The organism is Stieleria marina, assembly GCA_007741555.1.
GTDB lineage: Bacteria > Planctomycetota > Planctomycetia > Pirellulales > Pirellulaceae > K23-9.
The window spans coordinates 4785243-4808631 of sequence record CP036526.1 but is presented as its reverse complement, the minus strand read 5'-3'; the positions used below and the strand labels follow the sequence as shown (position 1 = coordinate 4808631).

16 protein-coding genes are annotated in these 23389 nt (G+C 54.3%); 8 read left to right on the top strand and 8 right to left on the bottom strand.

All coding sequences use genetic code 11. The features are described from left to right. Positions 1 to 126: 126 nt before the first annotated feature. Together K239x_RS17060 and K239x_RS17055 are read right to left on the bottom strand one after the other, a co-directional pair. Positions 127 to 951 (bottom strand): hypothetical protein, encoded by an 825-nt coding sequence (locus K239x_RS17060; protein WP_419189077.1) that lies wholly within the window; start codon positions 949 to 951, stop codon positions 127 to 129. Positions 952 to 1025: 74 nt separating this feature from the next. Next, positions 1026 to 4892: a secretin N-terminal domain-containing protein gene (locus tag K239x_RS17055; RefSeq protein ID WP_145419432.1), complete on the bottom strand. Its 3867-nt coding sequence runs from the start codon at positions 4890 to 4892 to the stop codon at positions 1026 to 1028. Positions 4893 to 5268: 376 nt separating this feature from the next. On the opposite strand from K239x_RS17055, the gene K239x_RS17050 reads away from it, so the two are divergent. Beyond that, the gene (locus K239x_RS17050; RefSeq protein WP_145419431.1) at positions 5269 to 6303 is read left to right on the top strand and encodes a hypothetical protein; all 1035 of its coding nucleotides are present in this window, start codon (positions 5269 to 5271) and stop codon (positions 6301 to 6303) included. A 127-nt stretch (positions 6304 to 6430) separates the two neighbouring features. Here the strand turns inward: K239x_RS17050 and K239x_RS17045 are convergent, their stop codons facing one another. Further along, a complete protein-coding gene (locus K239x_RS17045; protein WP_145419430.1) occupies positions 6431 to 7120 on the bottom strand; it encodes a HEAT repeat domain-containing protein in 690 nt (229 codons plus the stop codon). Positions 7121 to 7402: 282 nt separating this feature from the next. Between K239x_RS17045 and K239x_RS17040 the strand changes: the two genes are divergently transcribed. The 4 genes from K239x_RS17040 (at position 7403) to K239x_RS17025 (ending at position 13561) form a co-directional block, all read left to right on the top strand. After that, positions 7403 to 8674 carry a PDZ domain-containing protein gene (locus K239x_RS17040; RefSeq protein ID WP_419189076.1) on the top strand — a complete coding sequence of 424 codons (1272 nt, stop codon included), beginning with the start codon at positions 7403 to 7405 and terminating at the stop codon, positions 8672 to 8674. A 140-nt stretch (positions 8675 to 8814) separates the two neighbouring features. Then, positions 8815 to 9852, top strand: coding sequence for an A/G-specific adenine glycosylase (locus K239x_RS17035; RefSeq protein WP_419189075.1), 1038 nt, complete (start codon positions 8815 to 8817; stop codon positions 9850 to 9852). Positions 9853 to 10114: 262 nt separating this feature from the next. Next, on the top strand, positions 10115 to 11881 hold the full coding sequence (locus tag K239x_RS17030) for a cytochrome c peroxidase (RefSeq protein ID WP_145419428.1): 1767 nt from the start codon (positions 10115 to 10117) through the stop codon (positions 11879 to 11881). Between the two features lie 384 nt (positions 11882 to 12265). Beyond that, a complete protein-coding gene (locus tag K239x_RS17025; RefSeq protein ID WP_145419427.1) occupies positions 12266 to 13561 on the top strand; it encodes an outer membrane protein in 1296 nt (431 codons plus the stop codon). Positions 13562 to 13567: 6 nt separating this feature from the next. Here the strand turns inward: K239x_RS17025 and K239x_RS17020 are convergent, their stop codons facing one another. The 4 genes from K239x_RS17020 to K239x_RS17005 all read right to left on the bottom strand — a co-directional run bounded on the left by K239x_RS17020 (position 13568) and on the right by K239x_RS17005 (position 19426). Further along, the gene (locus K239x_RS17020) at positions 13568 to 14539 is read right to left on the bottom strand and encodes a UDP-glucuronic acid decarboxylase family protein (protein ID WP_145419426.1); all 972 of its coding nucleotides are present in this window, start codon (positions 14537 to 14539) and stop codon (positions 13568 to 13570) included. Between the two features lie 101 nt (positions 14540 to 14640). Further along, positions 14641 to 17721, bottom strand: a complete 3081-nt coding sequence (locus tag K239x_RS17015; RefSeq protein ID WP_145419425.1) for a hybrid sensor histidine kinase/response regulator — start codon at positions 17719 to 17721, stop codon at positions 14641 to 14643. Positions 17722 to 17942: 221 nt separating this feature from the next. Further along, a complete protein-coding gene (panC, locus tag K239x_RS17010; RefSeq protein WP_145419424.1) occupies positions 17943 to 18818 on the bottom strand; it encodes a pantoate--beta-alanine ligase in 876 nt (291 codons plus the stop codon). A 191-nt stretch (positions 18819 to 19009) separates the two neighbouring features. After that, complete coding sequence (locus tag K239x_RS17005) at positions 19010 to 19426, bottom strand: bifunctional nuclease family protein (RefSeq protein ID WP_145419423.1); 417 nt, start codon at positions 19424 to 19426, stop codon at positions 19010 to 19012. 838 nt (positions 19427 to 20264) lie between these two features. On the opposite strand from K239x_RS17005, the gene K239x_RS17000 reads away from it, so the two are divergent. From K239x_RS17000 to K239x_RS16990, 3 genes are all read left to right on the top strand, one after another. Beyond that, complete coding sequence (locus K239x_RS17000; RefSeq protein ID WP_145419422.1) at positions 20265 to 20468, top strand: hypothetical protein; 204 nt, start codon at positions 20265 to 20267, stop codon at positions 20466 to 20468. Between the two features lie 432 nt (positions 20469 to 20900). Next, positions 20901 to 21383 (top strand): DUF2203 domain-containing protein, encoded by a 483-nt coding sequence (locus tag K239x_RS16995; RefSeq protein WP_145419421.1) that lies wholly within the window; start codon positions 20901 to 20903, stop codon positions 21381 to 21383. Between the two features lie 231 nt (positions 21384 to 21614). Beyond that, positions 21615 to 21800: a hypothetical protein gene (locus K239x_RS16990; protein ID WP_145419420.1), complete on the top strand. Its 186-nt coding sequence runs from the start codon at positions 21615 to 21617 to the stop codon at positions 21798 to 21800. 92 nt (positions 21801 to 21892) lie between these two features. Here the strand turns inward: K239x_RS16990 and K239x_RS16985 are convergent, their stop codons facing one another. Continuing rightward, positions 21893 to 23131, bottom strand: coding sequence for a hypothetical protein (locus tag K239x_RS16985; protein WP_145419419.1), 1239 nt, complete (start codon positions 23129 to 23131; stop codon positions 21893 to 21895). Positions 23132 to 23389 lie beyond the last annotated feature (258 nt).

The window sequence follows — 23389 nt, the reverse complement described above, 5'->3', positions numbered from 1 at the left end:
CGATTGCCTGCTACGTTTGACGGTAGCAGGCGATGGCGATGTGCCGTCCGCCTCGCGTCGCATCGACAATGCTGGTGCGTGTCGCATCAACATTGTCGTGTTAACCGCTAGGCTTCCAAAATCCGCTTACTTCTGAAACGAATGACGCACGGTCGGCAAACGCCCACCCTTGGGAAGCTCTGCACTAGCAGGCAGAATTCCGGACGAGCCAGGGCGAGGATTCATCGAAACTTCCACGGATGGAGTTTTCGTGTTCCCAGCGATCATCGTGTTTTCCGGAACCCCAGGCATTCCCGACGGCAATTGATTCGAGGACGGTTTGACTCGCTCGATTCCTCTGCGTCGCCGCGAAATCGTGGTTGTCGTTAGTCCTGATTGCTTGGTCGAATCGTCCATCGCCAGTGCCTGTTGGTACTGTCGATATTGAGGCGACATTTTGGCCAGCTGATCTTCGGGCGATTCGGTTCGTTCTTTTCCCGGCAGCATGACCATCGCAGGAACACCCTGGACGGCTTTGCCTTCGGCTGTTTTGAACGAAGCGACCAACGAGATCCGTTTCTTTTCGCCGCCGATTGCATCCCAAGGAATCCAGACGCTGTACGAAGCACCCAGGTCGGTTTTGCTAAAGTGACGTGTGAATTGCTCCGGCGTAAATTCGAAACGCTTCACATTTTTTTCGGGATCTTTGATCTCTTCATCAAAGCCGTGAACGATCAATGTGCCTTCGACAGGTACAGGACGCGATTTCTCGTCGTAAAAGAAAATGCGTCCACCGAACCCGCGCGTGGGCACACGTCCGGATTGAACCAAGGTGTCCGGGGTCCAAGTCGCCGCGATTTTGGCGGGATTGGGATACGGTACATTGTCGTCAGCTTCTTCTTTGTCACCGATCCAAGGAATGCGGTCGACCAGGCTGGCAGACTTGGAGCGTGGTTGGTCAGTGGTTGACATGGTAGCGCAGCCTGCGCTACCCATCATGACCAAGGTTGCGACGGAGGCCGCAAAGTGTCGTCGTGAGACTCGCATCATCGGATCCATGAACGAGGAGAAATGGCTGGCAACAATGTCGACGCAGACGATTCGCTTGCGGGAGCTTCCGTCTTGGACGATTGCCATTTAGGTGTCGGGAAAAACTTTTTTGACTGCTCGGTGGTGTTCTCAACAGCTTGGCCGTTCCATGCAGTGGGGGCAGCCTGAGTAGCTGGTTCGCTGGCCGAAGCCAACGCCGTCGTGTCGGTGGCACCATTGTCCCACCACAACGCGTTTGCATTGTGCGACGACGGTTTGGTCGACGTCTTGTCTTGCGGCGAACCGGCAAAGCTCACTTGCATCAGAGGCGATTGTCCACTGTCGACGGGCTGAGCGTTTGCCGTTCGGGAATTGGCAGGACTCATCGATGCACCGTCAGTGAAATTGGGCGCGGTCGCGGGGCCTGGCGTCGGCAATGATTCAGGCGAACTGACTGCAGGTGCCGACCGAAACTGTTCGACCGAAACCGGAGCTTGGTCAATCAAGCCGGCGTCCATGCCAGGATTGACGACCGAGTTGCTTTGCGGCATGGCGTCGTAACTCGGGATGACTTCACCCGTGGCAGTTCCTGAACCGAATTGGCCGGTCGGATCGTTGATGATCTGACTGCCATTGGCTCCGCCGTGAAGCGGTTGGTCGCTGACCACGACTTCATTGGCAACGGTTGGGTGAATGTCGGGGTAGATCGTATTGCCAACTGCTGGTCCCCAAAGACCGTATCCGCCGCTGAGTCCCACGTCACCGTGAGCTTCGACCACGTCGGCCAAACACCAGCTCATGCGGCTTGACTCAACTTTCTTGACGTAATCCAAATCTTGATCACCGTTGATCAACATGGGTGTCATGACAACCAGCAGTTCGTTTCGAGTTTCGGTTTCAGTGTCATATTTGAACAAGTTGCCCAGCAGGGGAATGTCTGCCATGACAGGTACGCGGCGCGAAATATTGCCGCGTGATTTTTGAATCAAGCCACCGAACACGACGGTCTGACCTGTGTACGCCGTCAATGTCGACTGAGCTGTTGTATCGATGATGTCGTCGATGAACACGGTTCCGCCGTCTCCGGTTGGCACAAATGTTCCGTTGGCAGTGTCACGTGCTGATCGAGTGATGTCGACATTCATCGTGATCAATCCGTCGGCACCCACACGCGGTGTGACTTGAAGGATCAAGCCAACATCGATGTCTTCGGTGACGACCTGAGTTCCAGCGTTTCCGTTGTTAACGATGTCGGTTACTCGAGCCACTTTGCGACCCACACGAATTAGCGACGGCGTATTGTCCATCGTCATGACTTGCGGACGGCTAAGGATTTGCAGTCGATTCGCTTCGTGCAGAGTACGCATCAGCAAGCTGACTGATTCACTGGCAGCATTGAGCACGAAACCGCCATAGCCGATAGCGGAGTTGGTCGTGCCAAGGCCAAATGCCGACATTCCACCGGCGGCCAAAGTGCCTCGTGACGTTGTGTTGACGTTGTTGACGCCAGCGTTGTTGAAATTGAATCCTGGTGTGCCAGCAGCAACTGAACCGGGGGCATTCGCGACGCCTAGGCCGCGATCAAAAACCAGTGAGTCTTGCAAGCCAAGTTCACCACCGATTTCGAAAGTGTCGTCCAGTGTAACTTCCGCCAGCATGACTTTGATCAGCACCATCGGACGCCGACGATCAAGGCGATCGATTAGACGTCGCACGTCTTCGTACATTCGCGGCGAGACGCTTAGTAACAGGCTGTTGCTGTTGACTTCCGGTACCACGATCAGATCACGATCTACCAGATCATAGGGGCCGAGGCCTGCTTGATACTGCGTGATATTGGATTGGCTTTGACGACGCGAAGTGACATAGTTGGTGACCGCATCGGAGATCACGGTTGCATCGTTGTGACGCAGCCAGATGACTTCGGTGATACGCTCTGCAAAACCTTCGCTATCCAAACGCAACAGGATACTCTCGACGACTTCCAAGTCAGCTGCACTGCCGCTGGCAATGATGCTGTTCGTTCGGATGTCGGGACTGAATCGCAAAGGTACCAGGGTGCTTTCCGCCGAAGCGGTGGTCGGCGGCAGTCCAGCGGTGTTGCCCGCGCCGATGGTTGTACCCGAGGTAGCGGCTTCGTCGCCAAAGAGGGTCGACAGGGCGGTGGTCAATTGTTGAGCGTCGCCGTTTTCGATTGTGAAGACTTTCACCAGCGAATCGATGCCGGGGGCTTTGTCCAGTTGGCGGATCAGTTCGGCAATCAGCGACATGCTAGGTGCCGGAGCTCGAACGACGATGGCGTTGGCACCGGTGTCGGCCGTGACGGTTGCACCGGCCAAAATGCCGGAGCTGACGATGCGGTTTCCGTCAGTATCCAGAGCAACGATCGATAGCGAAGTCGATGCGGGTGTCAGGTTATCGTTTCCGCCTTCGCCGTCACCGTTGATGGCTTCTTGCAGTGTTTCGGCAAGATCTTCGGCGGCAGCATTGTTGAGAGGAAAGACTTTGATCTGGTTGGTCGCTTCGATGTCTTGAACATCCAGATCGTTGATCAGACGCGTGACTTCCGTCATGTCGCGAGGAGCCGCACTGATGACCAACGAATTGGTCCGGTAGTCAGCGAGCACTCGTACACGTGGGCCGATTCCAGGGCGTTGATCGCCACCACCACCGGCAGTGGGTTGATCGACAAAGAAACCGTTGATGGTCGCTTCGGCGTCTGCGGCGGACGCGTTTTGTAGTCGAAAGACTCGCAAACGACTTTCTGCTTCTACCGGTTTGTCGATTTTTGCGATCAAGTCCTTCAACGCGGCAATGGCTTCTTCGCGACCGATCAATAGCAACGCGTTGGGGCTGTCCAGTGAAGTAATACTGACTTCGCCCTGGCGCGTGGAAAGGACATCTTCGTAAAGCTGGCTCAGCAAGGTAGCGACCGCGTTGGCATCGGCATGCGACAGTTTGACGATGTCGACTTTGGGCTGCGTCAAAACGCTTGCCTTTTCGATATCGTCGATCACCGCTTTAATGCGATCAACGTCACGCTTGGTACCACGAACAATGATCTGTCCCAGTTCGGGCACAAACTGAATCTGTGCGTCGCCGATGACTCCGGATCCACCGTCTTCGCCGTCAGCCGGCGCAGGTCCAGCGTCGCCACCAGGACCTGAGTCCTGTTGGAACGCCGCGGTACGAAACATTGGATTGCCGCGACGCGATGGCGCCTTTGCTTGCGGTGAAGATCCGTCGTTCAAGTTGTGCAGCAAGTACACGGCACGTTGGACGGGAGCCTGTTCGGCGTTGACCATGCGGACGACCTGCACCAGTTCGTCACTTCGGGTAGGCGATTGGTCTAAGTAGCCGACCAGCTTTTGCCAAGCTTGTGCCGATGCCGCGGGCGTTTCGATGCGGATCGAATTGGTTTCGCGACTGACGTGGATGGTCGTGCCCTGAAGGGTTTCGGACATCAACTGATAGGTTGCGCTCTGACCGTTGCGGCTGGTCGTGACAGGTGTCCCTCCGCCGTCAGCGGCTTGCAAAGCCTGCTCGAATTGACGCCAGCCGATGTGTGCCAGATCGACTTGGATTCCGCCTTGCATTTGCATTGCGGATTTACGTACACCACTGGCGGTCAACATGTCGACGACTTGCTGAGCGATTTTGGGTTGCACGCTTTGCGGTGCCATCACAATCAAAGTTTGATTGCGAACATCCGGCGAAATCTGCACGTCGGCCAAACCGCTATAGCGAAGGCTTAAGGCCGTCGCGATCTCGGTCACCTGGGAAGCAGGGGCCCTAAGCTTTTTGACTTGGGGTGCATCGGTTTGTTTGGCTGCGGCGGACACAACATGACTCACTTGTGTGTGAGTCGCTGGGTCAGCGGGCATTTCAAACTGGGCACGTAATGGTTGAGCGGATGTGATTGTCACACCCAAACCTAAAAGGCAGGCAAGGTACTGGCGCACGGGACGTCCAACTCGTTTGTGTCTGCGGGCTGTAAAGTGGAACGGAACTCCTGGCGCTTCCTCCGTTCAATCCTTTTCTTCGTCTCATGCCCTATAGCCCCTACAGTCAAAATGACTGGTTGAGGCCCTACAATTGCACGTTTTTGCTGCATCATGGTCCGGTTTCGCACGCGTTGGCTGGTCGCAGACTTGATAGCAACGCCGCGCGGAATCGCCGATCTTGGTCTTTCCAGAAAATCGGCAAATTTGTTAAAGCTGCTGACGTTCCACTTTTTCTTCCCCACTGGGGTTACCGAAGATGCGTCAAAATGTTGTTGGAGTCCTGGCAGTTCTGTTACTGGCTCCGTTCCTGTGCGGCTGTCAACAAACCAGTTTGACAGGGCAGTCGCCCCTGACTCCTGTGCAATCAGCGGGCACGCTTTCGCCCGTTCGAACGACTTCGGGACTCGGACCGATGGGCGGATCGCTGCGGGTGCCACCACCACCAACAGGCGGATTCTCTGTCCCCAACAACCACATGGGCGGCACCATGTCGAGCAATCAGTTGGGAAGCACCCAATCCTACAGCGGCCAACCTTCGCTGGGGCCGAATCCACTTGGACCGTCCATCGGCTCTGGTCTGGCAAATCGTCAGTCAGCACCGTCGAACATCCAACCCAGCGGTTGGGTGGAAAGTGGTTCTGCGGCTAGCGGCCCCATGCAAATGGCATCGTCCGGATCGTTTGGAGTCAATCAGCCTCTGCAAGCCAACGCACAGCGGCCTCAATCAGGCGGCATGCGAGTCATCGATTTGACGCAAGCACCGGCGCCGCCAGGTTACAGTCCGGCAGCTGGATCGTATCAAGCGCCCGTTGGCCAGTTTGCCAACCAGAGCAATCAAAACTGGCAAGGCAACGGTTTTCAAAACACAGCGGCACAGTTCAACAACGTCGCGCCGGCGGGATTCAATTCGCAGTCGCAAGCGAATTTCAACTCACCTGTCGCCAATGCTTTTCAGCAAACCGGAGTTAATCAGGGAGGCGGTGGCTTCCAACAGGCAGGTGCGTTCCGGCCATCAACCGAAACCAATTCAAGCTTCGGCACGCAATTTATTAGCGGGCAACCTACTTTCAACGGGCGACCTAGCGAAACGATTGCCAGCGTGCCGCGTGTCAATCAGTTGATGCCTTCGCAGATTCAAACTCGCGAATTCGAGTTGAAACCATCACCACTGGCTCCTTCGTTCAGCGGGGTTTCGAACTTTGAAGACAAGCCGCCATCGACCGAACCGATCGGCAGCGGTTTTCAGTCAAGCGGCGACAATCTTCCTTGGCGTCGACCCGACATGCAGTAGCGTTCGGGGCGGAAACTCTATGTCGCGTAAACCACAGGCAATCGACGGGTGCGAATCCAATGCGGTTTGCTAACCGTCACCTTGGTAAGACGCATCATGGAACACTTGGTGGATTATCCCCGGCAGGTCAAGCGACCTGTTTGTTTTTGCTACACCAGTCCATCTGACGACACCGTCGGCGTCTGAGTTGGCTACGCCGAATCATGCGACGAATCTTTCGCAGTACGGCGCGAATCGTTTGCTGATTTCGCGGCGACTTGCCTCCAGTAGTGATCGCTTCGGAGGCGACAAAGAGTTCGGCCTGCTTGGTTTGTCCAGGTTGCACTTGGCAAAGCGACATCGTGAACGCTTTTAGCCGTCGATCAAAGTCTTCCCGTCCGACCTGCGCCGCGGCGAACCTCGAGTTCTCGTATTGGCCCTTCGATGCGATCTGGGAAAGTTGTTTCCACGCGGCCAGTTGCCGAAGTGAACGAACCACGGCCAATCGAATTTTGGGGTCTTGGTGATTTCGCAAGATGAAAATCGTCCAAGTCGCAGAGTGTTCGCGGCTCTTGCCAAGCATTCGGATCAGCATTCGCAGCCAGATGGGGTCCGAAGAGTGGTGCATCAGGTAACAGGCCAAGACGGGCGGCACTGAATTGCCTGCTTGAGTGATGGACTTACGCAGCGACAGCAACGATCTGCCTTGCCGCAGGGCGGCGTCCACTTCCATCAGGGTGGCGATCAGGAAACGGCCCGATCCCTGCACGCTGTAGCGTTTGCCGCGATAAAGAAACGTCGGCGTCGGTTCAAAAAAATGCGATAGCGGTAGCTTCATCGAATGACTGGCAAAAGAGTATCGTCGCGGACCACGTCGAATCTGATTCTACCAAGAACACTCGCTTCGGACAGGAAATGCTCCAGCCGGGGACTTGGAACGCATCTGCCGCAATCCAACCTGTTGAGGGCCGAGCGATCCGCGTACAATTGAGTGGACCATTCCTGTTGTGTTATTCCCCAACGGCATTTCTCGTTTGCTTGCCGCGAATTGTTCGGCTGTGATTTGCCCGGCCGCGCTTTGCCCTGCTGCGATATGCTCGCCCTAGGTTGCCTGCTACTGATGACGACGTTTCCCTCTCCCGATCCGACCGGCCAAACTTGCTTTGCCGACAAATCGATTCGACGTATTGTCGAAACGATACGGTTGGCTGGGCTAGGGTGCTGGATCATCTGCTGCCTTGCTCTATTAGGGGCCGCGTCTCCAGCCAACGCGCAGGACACTGTACAAGACCAAGACAACACGCAAGACTCTGCACAAAACACTGCGGCGGCTCGCACAACGACTGCTGGATCGCAGCGGCCGCTGGAATATTGGATCGGACAACTTCAACACGACGAATACCTTCGACGCGAGGCTGCCAGCAAACGATTGATGGAAGCAGGCGATGACGCGGTTCCGATTTTGGCGGATGCGATCGGCAAAGGGGATTTGGAAACAACGACCCGAGTTGTACGCGTGCTAAGTGATTTGGCTTTGAAGCAACCGGCCTCCGACGACGGTGGTGCTTGGGGAGCTCTACTGAAACTGGGGAGCAAATCGACGGGCAGCCGGCAAGCGATCTCGCGAACTGCTATCAAAGAAATTCGAGATGCCAGAGAGGTCCAGGCGTTGGAGTTGTTGTCCGACGCAGGCGTGTTCATTGGCTACGACGACTTTGCGGTCGGCCAATTGACCAGCCAAAAATTCTGCTTGCGAATCGACGACCGTTTCAATGGAGAGATGAAAACGCTGCAATGGCTACGCTGGGTAAGAGGTATTCGCTACGTTTCCGTGCACGGTGATGCTGTCAGCGATGAGGCCGTCGCGCGAATGGTCGAAATGCCGCAAGCCCATACGATCGCGCTTGTCGACGGTTCGTTGGGACCCAAGGGGATCGCTGCGTTGTCAAAGATGTCACGCATCAATTCGCTGGAGATTCGGTACGTGAAACTGACTTCGGAAATGGCCGATTCGATCGCCAAGCTGCCGCTGCGTCAATCGCTCAGTTTGTTGGGCACAGACGTCAGCGAGCGGCGAGCCGAACGAATGAAACTGGAGTTGCCTGGGTTGTCGATTTTGAATCGCAAAGGTGGTTTTTTGGGAGTCACGTGCGACACGTACGGTGCAACGCGATGCCAAATCACGACCGTTCGTCCCGGAACGGCCGCTTACAAAGCAGGGCTGCGACCCAATGACGTGGTAACGGAAATTGACGGGGAAGAAATCGGACTGTTTGCAGACCTGCAACGTGTGGTCGGTAAACATTCTGCCGGCGACCAATTGCATTTTGTAATCGAACGTTACGGCAACCCTGTCGAAACCGACGTCATTCTTGGCCAACAACTCGAGTAATTCACCCGACGTTTATGGCCAAAACTTCGCCGGCGAAAGATTCTTCGCCGCTGCAATATGACGATCGCTGGCAGCAGTCTGCTTGGCGGTCCAAGATCCGGCGCCGATTGTTAGATTGGTTCGCACAGAACGCGCGCACCATGCCGTGGCGATCCGATCCGCAACCCTACTATGTATGGGTCAGCGAGATCATGTTGCAGCAGACGCAGGTCGCGACGGTGCTGCCGTACTTTGATCGCTTTATCCAGTCGTTCCCGACGGTCGAAAAATTGGCGGCGGCTGATGAAGCCGATTTGATGCGTCACTGGGAAGGACTGGGGTACTATCGGCGTGCCCGTTCGCTGCACGCGGCGGCCAAGTTGATTGTGACCGAACACGGGGGCGAATTTCCGTTGGCGTATGAAGACGTTTTGGCACTGCCCGGCATCGGGCGTTACACCGCTGGCGCGATCTTATCGATTTCGCAAGGTCAGCGTCTTCCGATTTTGGAAGGCAACACACTGAGGGTGTTTAGCCGCTGGATCTCGCTGCGCCAGCCGCCGACGGACAAACAGGCCAATACACTGCTGTGGCAATTGTCCGAAAAGATGTTGCCGCAATTGGATCCCGGGCGATTCAATCAGGCCGCCATGGAGCTGGGCGCGCTCATTTGCACACCGCGGACGCCTGCCTGTGATCGTTGCCCGGTGCAAAGTCTTTGCAGCGCCCACCGCGATGATCTGCAGGTAGTGATTCCAGGCAAGGTCACGAAGATCAAGTACGAAGACCGCACCGAATTTGCTTTGGTCGTTACCAAACCGACCACGACGAAGAATGCCGAGCCGCAGTTTTTGATGCAACCGTTACCCGAAGGCGCTCGGTGGTCCGGGCTGTGGGATTTTCCGCGACCAACAGATCAAGTTTTCGAGAGTGTGCATGGGGTCGGCGATTGGCTGGCCGAGACATTGGGGCGTCCGATCAAAACTGGTCTGCGGCTGAAAACGATTCGCCACGCTGTCACCAAGTACCGAATCTCGCTTCACGTCCACACCGCCACCGTCGCGGCATCGCGAAAAAAGCTGCCCCAACCTTGGCAATTCGTCTCGCTTAGTGAGATGGCGGATCTGCCCATGAGTGTGACGGGCCGACAAGTTTGCAAGTTTTTGCACTCCGACAAGCAGGCTCACTTGGAATTCTAAGTTTGGCTAACGACGTGATCGCTGCATCGAAATTTCGGTTGGGGATTGGATGCTGTGACGCGAAAGGTGAAGTCGATGAGCCCAGCGGGAGTGTGCTCAATCGCGCAGACATGCCACCAGAGCTGGATGTTAGTCGGTTGCAAGAAAAGGGGGGGAAGGCTAGTTCCAAAGTCCAAGCGAACTGTCAAACACAATCTCTAGGCGTAACGCTATACTGGCGTTCTTGTAATCTACCTCCCTCCTGAATTGAGAGAAGAGAAAAATGTTTCGGCGTGCTTTGAGCATTTTTGCTGCTGTCACCTTTGTTGTGGCTTGTTTTTCGACTGTGAATGTTTCGGCCGACACGGTGGTGTTGGGCGAAGACGAATCGCTGACCAGCGGCATCCCCGGGAAAGGTCCCCTGCGTGTGGGGCAAATCAAAAAGTGGCTTGAATCAGACGCAAATCATGAAACCTTGGACGTGAAATTGCCCAAGGGTTTGGATGCGGCGAAAGCCAATATTTTTATCCCCGAAGACAACCCAATGACGCGAGCGAAGATCGAATTGGGGCGACAGTTGTTTTTTGATCCGCGTCTTTCATCGGATAGCACGATTTCGTGTGCGTCGTGCCACCACCCCGACAAAGGCTACGGGTTTGACACTCAGTTTGGAGTGGGCGTCGGCGGTCAGGAAGGCAATCGGAATTCACCGATCGCGTACAACCGCATCGTCAGCAAGTCGCAGTTTTGGGACGGACGTGCCGATTCGCTGGAAGACCAGGCTGTGGGGCCGATCGCAAACGCGATTGAAATGGGCAACACTCACGAAGCCTGCATTGCGTCGATCAAAGAGATCCCCGGCTACCGCCTTCAGTTTCAAAAAGTGTTTGGCAAAGGTGGTATCAATATCGATAATGTAGGAAAAGCCATCGCGACGTTTGAGCGAGCGATCGTGACTGCTCCGGCTCCGTACGACTATTACGCTCCGATCGAACGGTTCGAGAAATTGTTTGCGGATGACTTGGATGATCTGGATGACGATCTGCTGGAACGTTACGAAGACATGAAAGCGGATGCTCAAGAGCATTCGATGAGCGAATCGGCTCAGCGTGGCATGAAATTGTTTGCGTCAAAAGCAAAGTGTGCTGAATGTCACGCGGGAGCGAATTTCGCCGACGAGCAGTATCACAACTTGGGTGTCGGCATGGACGCGGACGAACCTGATTGGGGCCGTCACACGGTGACCAAAGAAGAGAAGGACAAGGGAGCGTTCAAAACACCGACGCTTCGTAACATCGCGTTGTCGCCGCCGTACATGCACGACGGCAGCCAGAAAACACTGGAAGAAGTCGTTGAGTGGTACAACAAAGGCGGCCACAAAAACAAATGGCTCAGCGACAAAATGAAAGCTTTGGAGCTGAACGATCAAGAAAAGAAAGACTTGGTTGCGTTCATGGTCGAAGGCCTGACGAGCGATTTTCCCAAGGTAGAAGATTCGCGATTGCCTGTCGCTGCAACGAAGAAAAAGAAGCCCAATGGCGAACCGAAGGCTGCTGGTAAAAAGCCTGCTGCTAAAAAGCAAGCGGACAAGAAGCAAGCGGACAACAAGGCAGCGAAGAAAGAGATGGCCGACGCAAAGCCAGCCAAAGAAACTGCCGCGAAGAAACCTGAAGCTGACAAACCTGCCAAGCCAGTGATGAAGGATGAATCACCAAAGGTCGCAGACGCCGAACCTGTCAAGCAACCAGTGCCCGCTGCTGCTCCTGCAGCCAAGACCGCTGCACCCGGTTTTCTGGGAGTGAAATGTGATGGCCGCGTTACCGAAACGGCAGCCCGAGTCACAGGTGTCTATGCCGGAGGAGCTGCCGAAGCGGCCGATTTGAAGGTCGGCGATGACATTGTTCAGGTGGGCACTGTGACGATCGCCAATTTCAATGACTTGCGGTCGGTGATGACGGGCTTGAAGGCAGGTGATGAAGTGCTGATTCAAGTGCGACGCGACGGGAAAATGGTGACCACCAAATTGACGCTGGGAGCTGCTCCGCAGTAACCGCGCCGTTGCAACCATTGTTTTGATTGTAATAAAACAGTGGGATGTGACTCATCGCTGGCTTGATCGTGACCCCGCGTCAGGTATGAATGCCAAAGCTCTTATTCGCAATCTTATCTGCATCCGCCCGCGCTCCGGTTTTGTCCGGGGGCGGGTTTTTTTGCGTTTGTGCGACAAATCGCCGTGTAGAGCGTTGCCGCGAGGCCAACTGCGGTGGCCAGCCTAGCTGCCAAGGTTTTTGGGGGGACCACCTACGCCTTGCCGCGAATATTTGCGCCATCGTTATTTTTTCGCTGACCGTCGTAATCGGAACAGTCGATACAAATTGACAGGTGTTGGTTTGTGCCAACGAATCTGCGGTATTGGACAAATTGAGGCGAGGGAATGTTTCGGTTCATTCGAGCAACGGCGACGATCATGGCGATAGCAATTGCGGTGACGCAATTCACTTCGTACACGATTGCCCAGGATCAATCTGTCCTAGAGACACCTATTTACGAACCCTATCCCGGGGACGGGTATGGAGTGCCAAGCGGACAATATGATTCGTACCCATCAAACGACTCTCAGCTGAACCTGATCGGGCCGTCTCTTTCGCAGGGACCGATGCACGGGCATATGCAGGGACAGGTTGTGGAGACGATGCCAGAGATGCTCGCGCCATTGCCGATGACAATGGACACGGGCGCTGGAATGAATAGCTACGGCATCGGATGCGGTGTCGAAGAAATCGGATGTGGTCTTTCGCCCGCGCCTGCTTGCGATTGCGGACCGGTATGCGGCTGCGAATCAGCACCGATGATAGCAACTCCTCTGTACTCGCCAGCCTGTTCGACGGGCGGCTGCGATTCGGGCGGTCTCTTGGGCGGCGGATGTTTGGCCAACGCCAAGCAGTCGATGCGCAACATGATCGGCGAAACTTCCCCGTGCGATCCCTGCAGCAATACGATTCGCCCGGGATTGATCCCGTGGTTTAATGATTTTTGTGTCAACAACGGATTCGCGCTGGACAGTTTTTTAGTCAGCGGCTGCGGTTACTTTAGCGTCGACTTTGGCATCGCCATGACTGGCGACCGCGCAAACTTTATCGGCTCGACCGCCGATGCGATCGGCGGTGCACCGACCTACGATTTGCAAGAAGGAAGTCTGGGACGCTACGCGATTGGAATGGGCAACGGCAATTATCGGATGGAGCTGGAACTTGGCATTCACCGCAATACGATTGACGAAACCAAATCAGGAAGCGGGCCGCGAAGCGGTGATCGTTTGAAAGTAGATGGATACCGCCGGTCGACGACGTTTATGTTGAACGGGTTTTATGATTTTCAAAATTCAACGTTTTGGACGCCCTATCTGAAGACGGGCGTCGGCATCAGTCACAACGTGGCCAAGTCGTCTGTGTTGGCGGACATCAACAGTCCGCAGTCGATCAGTGCACTGGGGCTTGCAGGGCCAGGTCGATTCGATAGCGATTATCCGCGATCGAGCACAACTAAGTTCGCTTGGCTCGTTGGAGCTGGTTTTGCAATCGATCTGACGGATCGAATCAAATTTGATTGCGAGTATCAGTTTCTAAACGCAGGCGATGCAAGCACGGGATACAGCGCCCGCGGCGATGCCTTGGAGTTTGGTAACGGAGCGTTACACGAACTCGCGTTCGGTTTTCGTTTCTACCGCTAGTCCCACTTAGCTGTAGTTGGGTGTGGGAGGACGGTAGTCGTCAGTGTTGATCGACTGAAACCACTCGATCGTTTTGGTCAGACCTTCTCGCAAAGCAATGTTGGGCGACCAGTCTAGCTTTTCTTTGGCAAGGGAAATGTCCGGGCGTCGGCGAGTCGGATCGTCGGACGGCAGCGGTCGCTGCACTAGTTTGCCGGTCGAACCGGATAGTTCAATGACCAGTTCGGCCAATTGGCGAATCGTAAATTCATCGGGGTTGCCGATATTTACGGGGCCGATGAATCCGGAATCGTTGTTCATCATCCGAATGATGACATCCACCAAATCGTCGCGGTAGCAGAACGATCGCGTTTGTTGTCCATCGCCAAAGATCGTGATGTCTTCGTTTGACAACGCTTGGCGAATAAAATTGGACACGACTCGCCCGTCGAACGGGTGCATGCGTGGTCCGTATGTGTTAAAGATTCGCACGATTCGCACGTCGACTTTGTTGCTGCGGTGATAATCCATAAACAACGTCTCGGCGACTCGTTTCCCTTCGTCGTAGCAAGCGCGAATTCCAATCGGGTTGACGCTGCCACGATACGATTCCACCTGCGGGTGAACTTCTGGATCGCCATACACTTCGCTGGTGCTAGCCTGCAGAATCGTGGCGCCACAGCGTTTTGCCAGTCCCAGCATGTTGATGCTGCCCATCGTGCTGGTCTTGATCGTTTTGATCGGGTTGAACTGGTAATGTCCGGGGGCTGCGGGACAAGCCATGTTGTAGATTTGGTCGACTTCCAGATGGATCGGCAATGTGATGTCGTGCCGAATCAATTCAAAATTGGGTTTGTCCAACAGGTGGACGACATTGGTTTTTTGGCTGGTGAAAAAATTGTCCAGGCAAATCACGTCGTGACCATCGGCGACTAGTCGTTCGCAGAGATGCGAGCCAAGAAATCCGGCGCCGCCGGTAACAAGAATGCGTTGAATCATGGTGCTTTAGCAAGCGAGGAAGTGATAATCATACGCCGACGTGGCTGGTGGAACATGCGTCCCGACGTGATATTTGCGAGAATCGATCAGTCGATGGTGAACTACGTCGCGGCTGGCAGGGTCAGGATGCGGCGGATCTCTTCGATGCTGAATGGTTTTGACAAAACAGCGTCGGGCGCGGATTCAGCATCGTCTCCAAGTGAATTGAGGTCAACGCTGTAGCCGCTGGAAATGACGACTCGCAGGCCCGGAAACCGCAGCTTGATCTGCTTCAGTGTTTCTCGTCCTGATAAGACGGGCATGGTCAGGTCCAGCAGCACCACATCGAAATCGGAATCCTGTTCAAGCAGCGTCAGCGCGTGCTGTCCGTCGGAAGCACAAAGCGTCTGGTGGCCCAGTGCCGACAACAGCGCGGATCCGGCGTCGCGGATCATCGGTTCATCGTCGACCAGCAAAACGCGTTTCGATTTGTCAGATGATTTGATGCGATTGACTGTGATCGTCGATCCATCTACGCGTGATGCAAAAGGTTCGTCCGATTTTGGCAGGTAGATCACGAATCGACTGCCGACGCCCAGTTTAGAGTCACAATGAATCACGCCACCATGCTGCTGGACGATCCCCAGCGACATGGCCAGTCCAAGTCCAGTTCCTTGGCCGACTTCCTTGGTCGTAAAGAAAGGTTCGAATGCGGATGCTACTGTTTCTTCGCTCATGCCTTGCCCGTCGTCTTCGACACAAACTTGTACGCAACTGCCAACTTCTGGGTGCACTGAATTTCGCGTCTGTATCGAAATGTGACCTCGGGCTTGCTTACTGTCCGAAGTGACGAATGAATCACGTGCGTTGATGCAAAGGTTCAGCAGCACATGTTCAATTTGAATGCGATCGATTTTGACGGGCCAGACTTCGGACGACATGTTCAGGCACAGATCGATGTTCTTATCCAGCATATGACGCATTAGTGAACCAACTTGATTGACACAATCATTGATATGACAAACTTTGGTTGACAGTTCACTTCGGCGTGAAAAGCTAAGCAATTGTTGAGTCAATTTGGATGCTCGGTTGGTGGCGTCTTGTGCGATCGTGTTGTGGTGTTTGACTTTGCTGCTCACATCGGCATATTCGTTTGCCAGTGCGACATTGGCGGAAATGGCCATTAGCAAGTTATTAAAATCATGAGCGATTCCGCCTGCGAGCCGACCGACGGCAATGTGTTTTTGTGACTGTGAAACGGCTTGTTCCATTTGGCGTTTTTCGGAAACGTCGGTCATCGCAAAAACGCGTCCGTCGTAGTCACCGTTGTCGTCCTGGAGTGGTGCAGTGCGAATCGCGTAGACCTGTGTGCTTTCGTCGACCGGAAACTCGTCGGATGCTCGAAAGGATTTGTCATCAAACGAACGACGCCAATAACTCAGGACATCATCGGGGCTTCGGAAAGTTTGGGCAAGTTGTGCTGCTGCTGTGCTGGCGTCCAGCGGCGGATTGCCAGCGGACGCGAAGAACGAAGCCGCGTTGCCTGTCGTTTGGACCAGCAATTCGTCGCGGTCAAAAATAAAGATGGCTTCACAGAAGACTTCGCACGATTCGCGTAAGCGTGACGTCAGCAAATCAGATTTGCGAGATTGGCGGTGCATTCTTCGTCGCCATCTGAAAAACCAGACTGCCAGCGTGCCTGCCAGCGCCGCGAGGGCGATGGCGGCATAGCCAATCTGTTTGGCATAGACGGGGATCGATCTTGCAACGACATTGATATCGGCTGCGTCCGAGACGATCAACCGAAATGAATTGGGACCTTGATGCGTTGGCTCGAGTCGGCGAGGAATGCCAGTCAATTGAATCAAGTTGCCGATTTCAAAAACGGACTTGGGATAATCCAGTCCAGGGCAATTGATTTTGGCGGTAAATGGAACCCCATCGTCGGTCAAACCAAGTTCGATAATCTCGGGACGTCTAAAGACCGATTCGATTCGTGCTTTGGTGGTCACCAATGTTGGCTGATGAGGCAGATTTGCAAGCGCCGTCGCAGTCACGTAGTGAGCATCCAGCGTCGCCTTGCCTGGCAGCACTTTGATCGCGCGACCGAGAAACGATTTGCCTTGCGGAGATTCGGGTTGCAGATCGCGAAGGATTTCGACCCGCGAACCAGGCGAAACCTTTGCCGAAAAATGCGTCCAGATCCAATCGGTCGATTCTCCATTGGAGACTCCGATGTAATTGTTAGAGTCTTTGCCGACAACGGTGCCCTCGAAGCGGTGGAGTCCTTCGGTTGGCTTGGTGGCTGAGTCTATCTGTATCTGAGAATCATCCATCGCGAGAAAACTACGGTGAATATGTTTTTTGTCGTCACCGTAATAGCCAGCGGCCACACCACTGAAATCAATTCGTTGTCCGATCTTTGCGGGGAAGTCGATTTGCGATTGGTAGCTGCGAAGTCGACACCGGTGCCGAGTCCCGTTGTTCTGGAGGACCAGTTTGTACCCATCGTCTTCGATCGCGACTTCGACCAGTTCGCCTTGCACACGGCAGTATTGGCCTCGCTGAAGTTTGGTGTTTGCTGGTCGGGTGCTGTCCAGAACTAGCGGCTCAATCCCTTGGCCCCTTGCAACGATCTTCACCAAATCGATGGTGGTTTGCTGTGATCCGGGGATCGTCTGCCCTCGGACTCGGACACGATCGCCAAACTTGGGACACTCCGAAACGATAGCCTTTCGGAAATCACCCGACAGCGTGGCCGTGTCTCGTTGCAGACGAATGAATCGACGATCAAAATTGGCGTAGACCATGATCGCTTCCACGTCGAAACGGACAGACTTGAGATGCCCTATGCCGATGTTGTCATTTAGCTGATCCAAGTTATGGATCACATCGGTTTTTGATGTTGCTGAATCCTTCGTTGCTTTGTCGCCGGTCGCTGTGGCGTCTTGACCGTCGTCGTCCGTTTCGGCCAGCTTGGACGATTCGATGGATTCGCCCTCTTGAATCTCTGTCGCGGCGTCTTGGGTGTAGGAACCGGGCAGCGGAAAAAACTGTGCGATGGCGCGGGACGACGGAGCGACGATCATCGCCACGGAGAGGAGGAATCCGCTCTTGAAAAAGGTGCGGGCAAAGGTGCGGACAAGGATCCTTGGCTGGCAGACCAGGTCGTTGGATTCAGGTTCCGATCGAAAAATTCGCAAGGTGCTCTCGCTCTGTAATAATCCGTTACTCAGAAGAATTGCGCAAGACTTCGTTTGCCGACAATAATAGCGGAAATCGGCTCTGAAGACACCGTCGACACACAGGTGCTGCGCAAGTCGCCCGGCCTGTGCATTTTGCACCGCTGCACTTTCTAGGTGTGCGTCGGCAGCGCGTTGGTCGCGTTCGTCTGCAGAATTGGCCGTCTGGAAGGATGAGCCGATTAGACGACGATCAATCGATTGTCGATCAATCTTGTGTTCCCAACCATTGTGGCGATCAACGCCACGGCAGTTTGGTTGATGGTGTCGATCTCCTGAAGCGTTTCGGCATCGACGACCACGGCGTAGTCAATCTTGTCGACGCTCAGAGGAGTCGCTTCGCTTCGGTCGGCTGGCCGTCCCAGCAGGTGTTGCTGCATGGCGTCCTGCAGAACAGCGGCTCGCTTTTCGCCTGTGTGATAGAGGTCGGTTGCCAACTGAAGCGACCGAGAGATCAGCAATGCGCGGCGGCGATCATCAACACTTAAGTAGCGATTGCGGCTACTCATCGCCAAACCGTCCGGTTCGCGAATCGTTTCGCCGGCAACGATTTGAATTCCCACGTTCAAGTCTCGCACCATCGCACGGATGACTTGCAGCTGCTGATAGTCTTTTTGGCCAAAGAACGCATGCGTAGCGGGAGCGATCTGAAAGAGTTTCAAAACGATCGTTGCAACGCCGCGGAAATGCTCCGGTCGGCAGACACCTTCCAGCGAATGCGCGACTTGGGGCGGATCGACGTACGTACTGAAGTGATCCGTGTACATCGCTTTGGTTTCCGGCACGAACACCGCATCGACAGATTCGCCGGCCAACCGTTCGCAGTCTTCTTTCAACGTGCGGGGATACTTGTCCAAGTCTTCCGTCGGCGCGAACTGCGTCGGATTGATGAAAATCGTCGCTATCGTGGCATCGCATTGCTTGCGACTGGTTTGCACCAGTGAAAGGTGACCGTCATGCAATGCGCCCATCGTCGGAACCAGCCCAACCGTTTTGCCGGCTGCTCGCTGCTGAAAAACCCAATCGCGAGCGACATCCGGATCCGTGATCGTTTGCATCGTTGGTGAGATCTAATGGAGAAGGGCGTTTGGAGACGAATCGCCGGGAAATCGATAGAAGGCAATCGAGAGAGTGCAATCGATACGAGACAATCGATCTACAACGTTGTCGCGCCGACGTTTGGTTGTCGACGTGCTGGGGAGAAGTCGCTGTATCGGGACATTTACAAATGTCACTGAGTTTCGGCAGGTCAAATCAACTTGGACGTCGCTTCATCCAGGACATGTTCGTTGACATAGATCGGCAGTGGCGGCGAGAAAGTGACGGCGACTGCGATGGCATCGCTGGGGCGCGAGTCGATTTCGATCAATTCGCCATCGGATGTGCGAAGACAGAGGTGAGCAAAATAAGTGTGCTCGCTCAGGTCACTGATGATCACGCTTTCGACCGTCGCCCCGAGTGCTTCGGCAATGCGTACCACCAAGTCGTGTGTCAACGGACGCGGGGGTTTGTAGTCTTCTTTGACACGGCGATCGATATTGGTCGCTTCAAAGATGCCGATCAAAATTGGAAACTCGCGTTCCCCGTCGACTTCTTGCAGGTAGATGACTTGGTTGTCGGTCAACTCGGAAATGATGATTCGAGCGAGTTGCATTTGAACAGGCATGAGCCGGGCTTCACTGTTGAGCAGAAGAAAAGAAAACGCGACGGATGACGCCCTGACATCCATGAAGATTACTCACAAATTATAGCCCTGCGAGAGTCGGCGTTATAGCACCACGACGCAGAAGACCCAAAGAGATTCTGTTTGCGATAATGGCGACGCCAACATTGACCGCAACTTGGGACCGGCGAAAAGGAGTTGTGATTGCCGCTACGAAGACTGGGCGAGAAACATCGCGTCGGATTCGCACGCAGGTTTGCCAGCTTTGTTGCTGGTACGTTTTCGCGGCGTTCGAAATGACCGAGTCGACCGGCGTGCGGTGACGCACTTTCGCTTGGATCAAATCCGCCCGTCGGCGATGCGGCACTACTGTGTGTTTGTACCGTTAGCTTCGCTGGGGCGAACCGTACCGTTGAAAGAGAACCGTACCGTTGAAAGAATCGGTGCGGGTGGATTCCATCCTTACGGATCAATTCGATGCGCGTTGCAAAATGGACGGTCGTGGTCGATTTCGATGCAGCGTTAGGTGGAATGAATTCCCGTTAAGCCGCCTCATGGGAGTTTCGTGCCAACTCGAAAACTTTTCTTGAAAAGCAGTGCGGTTCGCACTCGTTCTCCTCGCTTCTGTATCTAACGGCCAATTGGGGGTATTCGGGAACGTTTATTTTTTTTCCGATGGGGCCGGGTTTTTTCACCCCAGAGTGATTTTTGGGGTCGCGGCCGAATTATGCCAGAACGGTTTACACGGTTCCTCGTTCGCGACCCCTGTTTTTGTAAAACGACTGTGGGCTTTGGTCTGCAACAAGAAAGTTAGCGTTAGATACAGGCAAGGATTTTGAAGATGCAAAAGACGATCGAATTGACGCAGCCAACCGTCGACGATGCGAAGAAACAGCCAATCGATTCCACCGCCAACAGATCGGCTGTGGCGACACCAATTCAAGCGCCGTCATTGGAAGCGTTGCTCAGCGAAGTGTGTCGCGACGCTCAGACGGACACCGCGAACTATTTGCTGCGTAGTAATACTTCTCATGACGGCGAATAGCGTTTGACGCTCCGAGTCCCGAGTTTCACCTAACAGTCGACATTGCGTCGGCTGTTTTTTTATGTGGTTTTGGAAAGTCGTTGATCGGCGTGCTGAAGCGATTCTGGTGCAACCGCTTTGCTGGGAGGTGCTATTTGTGGATTTCGGTCGAAGGTTTTTCCATCGTCGATGGCTGTTTGGAGGGACGATTTCGCGGTCTTAAGCCGCAATCGATCGGATTTGCGAGGGAATTTTGCGTCGATGGCATGCGTCTTATCAGCGACATTGGCGACCGGCCGGGAACCGTATCGCGTGGATGCCCGTAGAATAAAGAGGTTGGTTCGGCTAGCCACGGGGCTAGAATGGACACGATCTGAGTCAATGCGGCGGACAGGTGCTCGATGCGGTATCTTGGTTAGCTGAGCAGCAACAAAATGTGGGAGAGATTTTTAGATGGTGCACGCGATTGATAACGGGAACGATGCTTCGATCGAACCGGTCAAATTATTTACACCTAGCGCAGCAACACGCATGCTGCCTTTGATTCGTCGAATTGTCGTCGACATTACTCGGTTGAACGAGTCGATCGAAGCGCAGCGGGATCAGTTGGCTGGAGTCGATTCGATTGATTCGATCAGCGACGACGTTCACTACCGTGATGAATTGACGGATATGCGAGCGTCGTTGGCCGATGATGAATTGACGTTGGCACGTTGCGTGGCCGAATTAACTTCGCTTGGTGTGTCAATCCACCACCCGATTGATGGCAGTGTGGATTTTCCAGCCATCATGAATCGCCGGCCCGTGCATCTTTGTTGGAGCCCCGGCGAAGAATCTGTGTCCCATTGGCACGAAATGCAGAGCGAGTCGAAGTCGGAACCTCGAGCACGTCAGAAGATCGACCCAACCAAGTTTGGCGTCGAATCGCTGAATTAGCACGGCTCACCAAGTGGCTGTTGTGTCGCGCTGCGGGCGAATGCCAAGCAGAATCTTGGCTGACTTAACGGGGAAGCTTTTGATTTAGCGCTCGGTAAGGCCTTGCGACGGCATAGGGTGGCTTTAGAATAGAGGTATGAAATTTCGCTGTGGGTTTGGCGAATAATGATGCAGCGCGGCTGGTGCATCCGACCACACGAATTCATACTTGCTCTCGCAAAGGAGATTGCCTTGCTCACTGAAGCTACTGTCGAAAAGATGTTCCGAAATTTGATGAGTGATCCGAACGCTAACGCGGAGACATTCGAGAAAGCAGAAGAGCTGCTTGACGATGAGCTCCGCCCCGAAAGCCCATTACGCCATCGATTGAGCGTTGAACTGGACGAGCTTCGCGATATTTCCGAAGCGAAGAGCTAGATTAAAAATCTCTTTGAATAAAACAACAAAAACGGTCGCTGTTTCCAGCGACCGTTTTTCGTTTGATAATTGGTTCCCTCGGGCGATGCTCTCTAGTGGTTGAGCGACAAGCCGAATGTGAATCCTGCCATCACGACATCTTGATCGCGGTCGCCACCTTCGAGCCGATTGCGTTCGGTTCGGCCGTCGACAACATGCGTGCCCAGCTCGGGACCACCACGCCAGACACCCGTGGCAATGTCGATGACCTGCACACCGCCACGAAGACTGATCGCTTTGGTCAACTGATAAGACAGTTGTGCTCGAGCATCAAACCCGATCGTAAACTCTTCGTTGCGAGCATACGTTGGAGTGGCTTGACGATTCAGAACATTGGTCACTTCGTCGCCAGCAGTTGCACCGTCGTAGATCGTGATCTCGGTGTCTTGATAACTGGTGGAGCACTGCAAGCTAGCTCCGGTAAAGACACGGAAGTCGCCGATAAAGGTGAATCGGTTCGGACCACCGCTGCTACCCAAGGCATGCTTGGTGTATCGAAAGCCAAACTGTCCGGCCAGGATATCGTTGTCAGTGGTTGTGTTGTCAGTCACCAACTCCTCAGCAGCATCGCCGAAGTCCAAGAATGGAGCGATCGGATCGATTGATGATCGGTAGTTCTGAACCGTGTTGATGTCACTGACTTTCATGTATCGCAAGCCCAACATCGGTTCGAGGATGCCACCGTAGTGGTAGGCTTCCATTCGCCAAGTGCGATTGAGCTCGTATGCGTTGTAGTTCAGTACGTTTTCACTGTCCTGGATGAAATACGTACGAGTGTTATAGCCTCGTGTGTTTCCATCGCCTTGTGGAGTCGTGAACCCGAAGATCGGATCGGGGTTGGCCGGAGTGCCGGCGAGTTCGTCCAAGTCCAAACGATTGACGCGTTCGCGAGCATTGGTGATGTACTTGCCGACGCTGTGACGAGTCCAGTTGAACGTCCAACCCTTGTCGCCAGAGTCGCTCATGAAACCAACTTCGTAGCGATGGCCCCAGCCACCGTCGAGTTTGTTTTCGGCCGTGTCTGGGTCGTCCAGTTCTGGTCTGGACGTGAATAACGCCATACGATCGTATGTCCCAAACCAGCCGTAGTGAGCACGCTGTTTGGGTTTCATATCTTCGAGGTCCAACTGATACGTTGGTTCAAACCAACGAAAATCAGGATCGAACTCGAACGGATCGGCGATTGTTAATAAGTCATTTGCCTGGACCGTCCCAAAACCACCTAGCAATGCTAAGGCAGTCAAAAGACCTGCAGTCAGCTTCCGTACCGACATGTTTCCACCATCTTGCATGGAGTTGCGTTTCTTTGGATGCAGTTGTTGCCGTGACACTCGTCACGACTGCCGCGTTCACTCGCCCGAGTTCGCCGCTCACTAGGTCCCCCAGCAAACAGATGTTCGAGTGCCGTCGTTGCTGGAAATTGACTCGGGATTCAGAAGCAAGTCTGCTTGAAAATCTTCGCGTCGGATGACCAATAATTCGGGTTGTGACGGTAGTATCGGACGGAACGACGGCTGGGGCTTAGCTTGTTTGCCCTTCAAAGCGGCAAA